General features: G+C 43.3%; 1 protein-coding gene. It reads left to right on the top strand.

From position 1 onward, the window contains the following. Positions 1-34 precede the first annotated feature (34 nt). A complete protein-coding gene (locus tag CDZ87_RS16950; RefSeq protein ID WP_100754566.1) occupies positions 35-604 on the top strand; it encodes a flavodoxin family protein in 570 nt (189 codons plus the stop codon). Positions 605-1019 lie beyond the last annotated feature (415 nt).

Below are 1019 nucleotides of genomic sequence, written 5' to 3'. Positions count from 1 at the left end.
GGCGTTATGTTTTTAAGAGGAAAAGGGAAGTTCGTTGAAGATAGCATTAATTTACTTTACACATACAGACGTTACAGGAAAACTAGCAAAATCAATAGCTAAGGGTATAAGAGAAGACGACTCAAACATTGAAATTCTTGAACATAAGATCAGCGGTAAGGAAATTGTAGATGGACGGTTTGTAAACCCTTCGCTGTTTGATAGCCTGCTAACTTGCGATGCCATCATAATGGGTTCACCAACTTACATGGGCGGAGTTTCTGCCCAGTTTAAGGCATTTGCAGATGCAAGTAGTGAATATTGGAGTGAGCAGTTATGGGCGAACAAGGTTGCAGCAGGTTTTACTAGTGGCAGTGCTTTAAATGGCGATCAGTCTAGTAGCCTAAACTATTTAGTAACCCTAGCTAACCAACATGGGATGTATTGGGTTGGTTTGGATCTCGCTCATGGTTATAGAGACCTCGGTTTAAACCGACTTGGCTGCCAGGTAGGGGTAGTCTCTCAGTCTTCCGATGGTCACGTACATTGTATTGATGAGCTCTCAGCACAGTATTTAGGTAAGCGTGTTGCTAGTGTTGTTGCTAAACTTGCCCCCAAAACATAACAAAGCGTTTAAGAGTGATTCCAAACGCTTGCCGGTTTCGCTTCGCTCACAGTATGGCAAGCGCTTGTCACACCTTAACGCAGCGTTATGTTTACTTGTATTTTAGTGGCTTAAAGTTTCTTCGATCTATGTTCTTTGTCCCTTTGGCAGATAGTTTAAGTACTTCAGCAAATCTGCATTGTCGGCCTAAATTCATGAATTACTCAGCCCGTAAAACATACTAATGTTCGTGGGTTGCTTCATTTTCAGGTCGTGGCGGTTGGTTTTAAATTTCACTGGCTTTAAGGCGCTTTGAGTGTATTTTCCAATTAGCATGTCGGCTTGGCAGTTGCCTCGGCAATTTGCCATTGTTCTGCGCTTTGGTTGGAAAGAGAGGGGGCTTGTTGAACGTTTGTCGGGTTGCCTCATTGGGCAG

Source organism: Vibrio salilacus (assembly GCF_002811245.1).
GTDB classification, from domain to species: Bacteria; Pseudomonadota; Gammaproteobacteria; order Enterobacterales; family Vibrionaceae; genus Vibrio; species Vibrio salilacus.
The sequence above is the reverse complement of the archived record's forward strand: the minus strand, read 5'-3'. Positions and strand labels throughout refer to the sequence as shown.